This is a genomic window from Micromonospora sp. M51, assembly GCF_018070305.1.
Lineage (GTDB): Bacteria > Actinomycetota > Actinomycetes > Mycobacteriales > Micromonosporaceae > Micromonospora > Micromonospora parva.
The window spans coordinates 1-6,208 of record NZ_JAGPXZ010000350.1 but is presented as its reverse complement, the minus strand read 5'-3'; the positions used below and the strand labels follow the sequence as shown (position 1 = coordinate 6,208).

At 73.1% G+C, this 6,208-nt stretch carries 6 protein-coding genes; 2 read left to right on the top strand and 4 right to left on the bottom strand.

Annotated elements, in window-relative coordinates; translation table 11 throughout:
* The 4 genes from KBX53_RS18995 to KBX53_RS18980 all read right to left on the bottom strand — a co-directional run.
* Nucleotides 1–479 (bottom strand): 2'-5' RNA ligase family protein (locus KBX53_RS18995; RefSeq protein WP_210860752.1); only part of this gene is annotated, 479 nt, incomplete at its 3' end.
* 60 nt (nt 480–539) lie between these two features.
* On the bottom strand, nt 540–1,739 hold the full coding sequence (locus KBX53_RS18990) for a low temperature requirement protein A (protein WP_210860750.1): 1,200 nt from the start codon (nt 1,737–1,739) through the stop codon (nt 540–542).
* 27 nt (nt 1,740–1,766) lie between these two features.
* Nucleotides 1,767–2,372 carry a DNA-binding response regulator gene (locus KBX53_RS18985; RefSeq protein WP_030337872.1) on the bottom strand — a complete coding sequence of 202 codons (606 nt, stop codon included), beginning with the start codon at nt 2,370–2,372 and terminating at the stop codon, nt 1,767–1,769.
* Nucleotides 2,369–3,523 (bottom strand): histidine kinase, encoded by a 1,155-nt coding sequence (locus KBX53_RS18980; RefSeq protein WP_210860749.1) that lies wholly within the window; start codon nt 3,521–3,523, stop codon nt 2,369–2,371. The genes KBX53_RS18985 and KBX53_RS18980 overlap by 4 nt, the downstream gene beginning before the upstream one ends.
* 132 nt (nt 3,524–3,655) lie before the next feature.
* Between KBX53_RS18980 and KBX53_RS18975 the strand changes: the two genes are divergently transcribed.
* Complete coding sequence (locus KBX53_RS18975; RefSeq protein WP_210860747.1) at nt 3,656–4,570, top strand: hypothetical protein; 915 nt, start codon at nt 3,656–3,658, stop codon at nt 4,568–4,570.
* A gap of 105 nt (nt 4,571–4,675) precedes the next feature.
* A partial coding sequence (locus tag KBX53_RS18970; RefSeq protein WP_210860745.1) for a DEAD/DEAH box helicase occupies nt 4,676–6,208 on the top strand: 1,533 nt, incomplete at its 3' end.

Genomic DNA, 6,208 nt, shown 5'->3' with positions numbered 1-6,208 from the left:
CCGTCGTAGCTGCGGGCGGCGGCGAAGGCGCCCGTCGGACGCTGTCCACCGGCGACGGCGCGGGCCAGCCGCAGGTCCGCGTTGCGGAACCGCAGGGCCAGGCTCAGGTGCGGCACCCACGCGCCGGGAGCGTGCCACGGACGCTGCCCCTCAGCCTCGGCGAGTACATCCCAGACGGCGGCGTGCAGCGCGGTCAGCGCCGGGTTGGGTTGGACCAGCCAGACCAGTGGGGCGCTGCCGTCGAGAACGACCACCCGGTCGAGGGTCACCGGCACCGGCAGCGTGGCGTCGAACATCTCGGCCAAGCGGTGCTCGACCCCCGGCGGGAACTCGTCGACGGCGGCGAGGGTGAGGTGCGGCCGGTTGGTGGGGTGGACGTTGCGGTCCAGGCTGGGCAGCCCGGCGGCCGCCAGCCGGCCCCAGACCGCCCGGACCGCGACCTCCAGACCGGGTGAGCAGAGCAGTTCCACCGTACGCACGCGCCCACGCTAGCCGCAGTGCCCAGGCCGCCTTCCCCGGATGGGCAGCGGGCCGCCGCGTCACACCGCGTGACGACGGGAACGGTCCCCGTCCGGCACCGGGTTGACCTCACCCGCGATCCGGGCCCGGTGGGTCAGGTCGAAGATGGCGACGACGGTGATGGTGGCCGCGCCCAGCAGGCCGACCGCCAGCGGCGGGAGTCGCGCCGCCACGGGGCTCAGGATCAGGCACGCCACCACGGCCGCGAGGCAGTGCCTCGTCAGGCGGCCGAACACCCAGATCTCGAAGATCATCCGCCCGACGAGGAAGGTCAGTGGCCCGATCAGGATCGCCACGACGTTGCCGGCCGAGCGCTGCCCGCCGGGCTCCTTGAGCATCAACTCGCCGCCGATGCCGGTGAGCAGGATGCCCGCCACCATCACCAGATGGGTGTAGCTCGCCCGCAGGTTGAGCCGGTACGGGTCGACGGCGGTGTCGATCTTCACGGCGAGGCTGCTCGTGGTGCGGTAGAAGTAGGTCCACCAGAGGAAGACCACCGTCCAGAAGGTGAGCAGGAACGCGGTGGTGTCCGCCAGGTCCCGCGTCGACAGCCGGTAGAAGTTGCCGGTGGCCAGGATCGTCTCGCCGAGGGCCAGGATGATGAACTGCCGGTACCGCTCGTTGAGGTGTTCGCCCGAGAGGTGCCACTCGGTGGCCCGCGCCCGGCCGAGCCCCGGAACCGGCCACCCCAGGACCGGCCCCGAGTAGTCGATCGCCAGCGCGCACGCCCACAGCACGACCCGGGCGTCGTCGCCGTCGGCCGCGGCTCCGGCGAACCAGACCGTCCCGGACAGCAGATACCAGACGATTCCCCGGACCGGCCGACGCCAGGCCGGGGTGCCGCGCAGGTAGAGGGCCATGACCAGGGTACGGCCGAGGTGGATCCCGAGGTACGCGCTGACGAAGACGAAGGCCTGGTCGCCGAAGGCGTCCGGAACGTTGATGGACATCAGCAGACTGCCGAGCATCACGCAGATGATCAGAATCTGCACCGTGGGTCGTTCGCAGTCGAGGCTGTCGGTGGCCAGGTTGGTGTTGTACCAGATCCACCAGAAGGCGAGCAGGAAGATCACGGCCTGCGCGTCGGCGAGCAGGCTGGGCTCCTCGACCAGGGTCGCCGACAGCCGGCCGAGGGTGAAGATGAAGACGAGGTCGAAGAAGAGCTCGACGGCACTGGAACGCACCGGGTCGACCGGACCCGCTGCGACTTTCCTGGGCATTTGCCCATCTTGACAGCCGGCCGATACTCAGAGCCAGCCGTTGTCCCGGGCGGTGCGGACCGCTTCGGCCCGGTCGGCAGCGCCGAGCTTCTGCACGGCGGCGGAGAGGTGGTTGCGCACGGTGCCGGTGGACAGGTGCACCCGGCGGGCGATCACCGCGACCGGGGCGCCGACCTCGGCCAACCGCAGGGTCTCCAGTTCCCGTGGGGTCAGCGGGCACGGGGGCAGGGTCAGCGCGTCGGCGGCCAACGACGGGTCGACGTAGCGACCTCCGGCGTGCACTCGGCGGATCACGTCGGCGAGCGCCCCACCCGGCGCGCCCTTGGGCAGGAACCCTCGGGCGCCAGCGGTCAACGCCTGGCGCAGGTGCCCGGGCCGGCCGTGCCCGGTCAGCACGACCACCGCGCAGTCAGGCCGGACCCGGGTCAGCTCGGCGGCCACCGCGATGCCGTCCAGGCCCGGCATCTCCAGGTCCACCACCGCCACGTCCGGGCGGTGCGCCAGCGCCGCGCTGACGGCTGCCGGGCCGTCGGCGGCGTGTGCCACCACCTCGACGTCCGGTTCCAGGTCGAGCAGCGCGGCGACGGCGACCCGGATCAGCTCCTCGTCGTCGGCGAGCAGGACGCGGATCACGACCGCGCCGGCACTGTGGCTTCGAGGGTGAAGATCGCATCCTCCCGGCGTACCCGCAACTCTCCCCCGGCGGCGGCGAGTCGGTCGGCCAGCCCCCGCAGGCCGTGGCTGTGCGCGTCCGGGCCGCTGTCGTCGGCACCGTCGTTGGCCACTGTCATCCTGGCCACGTCATCCTCCCAGTCGATGCGGATCCGGCACCAGTCGGCCCGACTGTGCCGCAGCACGTTGGTGCTCGCCTCGCGCAGCACCGCCGCCAACTCGACGGCGGCCGGTTGCGGCAGGTCCGTCGGTGGCGGCACCACCGTGCACCGCACCCCGCAGGAGCGCAGCACCCCCACCACCGCGGTGAGCTGTTCGTCGAGGTCGACGGCCCGGTAGCCGTGCACCGTCTCGCGCACCTCGCTCAGCGCGGAGGCGGCCAAGCGTTGCACCTCGGCGGCCTCCCGCCCGGCCCGTTGCGGGTCGACCGGGGCGAGCCGGGCGGCGAGTTCGGCCTTCAACGCGATCACCGTGAGCCGGTGCCCCAGCACGTCGTGCACGTCGCGGGCGAAGCGCAACCGCTCCTCGGCCGCGGCCAGCCGAGCCTGCGCGGCCTGGCCCTGCCGGGCCTCCACGAGCAGGTCCCAGAACCAGACCTGGAACCCGTTGACGGCGGCGACGGCCACGCCGATCCCACCGGTCACGCCGAGGTGGCGCGGGACGGAACCACCCGTGCACCAGGCCACCGCGACCGTCACCGCCAGCACACCGGCCGTCACCGCCAGGGCGGCCCGCCACCGCACCAGCAGCGGCGTCATGCCGATCAGCGCCGCACCGAGCCAGGCCCAGGTCGGCCAGCTGCCGGCCGCCACCGGACCCACCAACGGAACGGTCAGTACCGCCACCCCGACCAGGCTCAGCTCGGCCCGACGCCGCCAGCGCCGGTCGAGCCACGGCGTCACCGCCGTGTACAGCACGACGGTCTGGGCGACAACGAAGGCGAGGATGCCGGCCGCGCCGAGCGCCACCCGGCCCGGGTCGGGCTCGCGGGTCAGGCCGACCGCCGGTAGCAGGACGCTCGCCCAGACGCCGGTGGCCAGCGACACCAGCGTCGCCTGCCGGGCGCGGCGCAGCCGGCGGTCCGCCCGGGGAGTTACCGCCACGCTCGACACGCACCGATCCTAGAACCGCCGCGCGCCTGCTCCACCCCGGCGAATCGTCACTGTCGAACCGTGGAATCCGCACGGTTTTCCCGTGACGAACGGGTCTGCCGCCCACCCCGGTGACACCGGCAGGGTCGAGGCATGGAAAACACCAGGATGTACGCGGACAGCGTCACCGCCGTACCGTCACCAGCGCCGCTGCCCACCGACGACCCGACGCCTCCGGGCCCGACGCCGACCAGCGCGGCAGCGGCCCACAGCCGGCGGCGACTGCTGTGGCACCTGGGCGAGATGGCGCTGGCCATGGTCGCCGGGATGCTGCTGCTCGCGCCGTTGTGGGAGCTGGCCGGCACCGCTCTGGGCGTCGGCGGCACGTTGGCCCGGCCGGAGGTCGCCGCATTGGTGATGGCCACGAACATGACAGTCGGGATGACGGTGGTGATGCGCTACCGGGCGCACCGCTGGCTGGCGGTCGGCGAGATGGCAGCCGCGATGTACGTCCCGTTCCTGCTGCTGCTCGTGCCGTTCCGGGCCGGCCTGATCGGTGCCGACGCCATGGTCCTCGGCGGTCACCTGCTGATGATCCCGGCGATGGTGCTGGTGGCGGTCCGGCACCGACACGAGACGTCGGCGCCGGTCCGCCGGCACCCGGCCGTGGTGGCGCTCGCCCACCGCTGGCCGACCGGGTTGGCGCTGCTGATGACAGTTGACATGTGGGTCGACCCGACCGTGCTCAGCCCGTGGACGATGCTGGTGCTGCCCGGCGGCTACCTGCTGATCGGGGCGGTCCGTGGCACGCTGGGCGGGCCGGGGGTGCTCGCCACCCAACTCGCCGGTCTGGCCGGCTGGGTCGCTGTGACACTGGCCGCGGTCGTGGTCGGCGGGCGGACCGCCGCCTGGTTGGTGGCGTTCGGTTGGTTGGCGCACGCCGGTTGGGACCTGGCGCACCACCGCCGCGCCCGGGTCGTGCCGCGCGGCTACACCGAGTTCTGCATGGTGCTCGACGTGGCCCTCGCCGCGGTGATGGTGCTGGCCATCCTGACCACGGACGGCTGACCGAGGCCGCCGCCGGGACCGGGGAACGGGCACAGCACGGGCCCGGGGACAGTTCTTGTGGCAGTCGCCGCAACGGCCCGGACGGCGTGATGAAAGGCTTGGCGCATGAGTTCCGCACCTGCACAGCACGACGCACCGACTGACGCCACCCCCGACGGCACCGACGAGGTGAGCGCCTTCACCGAGCTCGGGCTGCGCACCGAACTGCTGGGCGCGCTCGCCGCCCTCGGGTACGAGGAGCCGACCCCCATCCAACGGGAGGCTATCCCACCGCTGTTGGAAGGTCGGGACCTGCTGGGTCAGGCGGCCACCGGCACCGGCAAGACGGCGGCGTTCGCGCTGCCGCTGCTGAACCTCATGGCGGCACACCGCCAGGGCGGTGACCCGGTGGCGCTGGTGCTGGTGCCGACCCGGGAGCTGGCGGTGCAGGTCTCCGAGGCGTTCCACCGCTACGGCAAGGACCTCGGCGCGCGGGTGCTGCCGATCTACGGTGGGCAGCCGATCGGGCGCCAGCTGCGGGCACTGGACAGCGGCGTCGACGTGGTGGTGGCCACCCCCGGGCGGGCCCTCGACCACATCGCCCGGGGCACCCTGCGCCTCGGTGGGTTGGCCACGGTGGTGCTCGACGAGGCCGACGAGATGCTCGACATGGGTTTCGCCGAGGACATCGAGGCGATCCTGGAGCACGCCCCGGCGCAACGTCAGACGGTGCTCTTCTCGGCCACCATGCCGTCGCGCATCGACGGGATGGCCCGCCAGCACCTGCGCGAGCCGGTCCGGATCGAGATCGGCCGGGAGCAGCCGGTCGCCGGTGAGGCGCCCCGGGTGCGGCAGAGCGCGTACATCGTGACCCGGGCGCACAAGCCGGCCGCGCTGGGCCGGGTGTTGGACGTGGAGTCCCCGACCGCGGCGATCGTGTTCTGCCGCAGCCGCGAAGAGGTCGACCGGCTGACCGAGACGATGAACGGCCGGGGTTACCGCTCCGAGGCGCTGCACGGTGGCATGAGCCAGGAGCAGCGCGACCGGGTCATGGGCCGGCTGCGGGCGGGCACCGCCGACCTGCTGGTGGCCACCGACGTGGCGGCCCGGGGGCTGGACGTCGAGCAGCTGACCCACGTCGTCAACTACGACGTGCCGTCGGCCCCCGAGTCGTACGTGCACCGGATCGGTCGGGTGGGTCGGGCCGGCCGCGAGGGCGTGGCGATCACCCTCGCCGAGCCGCGCGAGCACCGGATGCTCAAGACCATCGAGCGGGTCACCGGCCAGCGGATCACCATCGACAAGATCCCCACCGTGGCGGACATGCGGACCCGACGGTTGGAGCTGACCCAGGCGGCCCTGCGCGAGAGCCTGCTGGAGGACGACCTCGACCCGTACCGGGTGATCGTGGAGACGCTGACCGACGAGTTCGACCTGATGGAGGTCGCCCTCGCCGCGGTGAAGCTGGCCCACGAGGTGACGTCGCCGGGTTCCGACGACGAGGAGGAGATCCCGCAGGTTCCGGTGCGCGGCCCGCGCGAGGGTCGTCCGGAGTCCGGCGGCCGGGGCGGCGACCGGCGGGGCGGGGGTCGGCCGCGCTCCGGCGGCGGCAACACCGTCCAGGTCTTCGTCGGTCTGGGCCGACGGGCCGGGGTGCGC

What these genes read in the sequence shown, in the direction of transcription:
- KBX53_RS18990 (WP_210860750.1), bottom strand. Translation starts at nt 1,739, where the DNA reads ATGCCCAGGAAAGTCGCAGCGGGTCCGGTCGACCCGGTGCGTTCCAGT.
- KBX53_RS18975 (WP_210860747.1), top strand. Translation starts at nt 3,656, where the DNA reads ATGGAAAACACCAGGATGTACGCGGACAGCGTCACCGCCGTACCGTCA.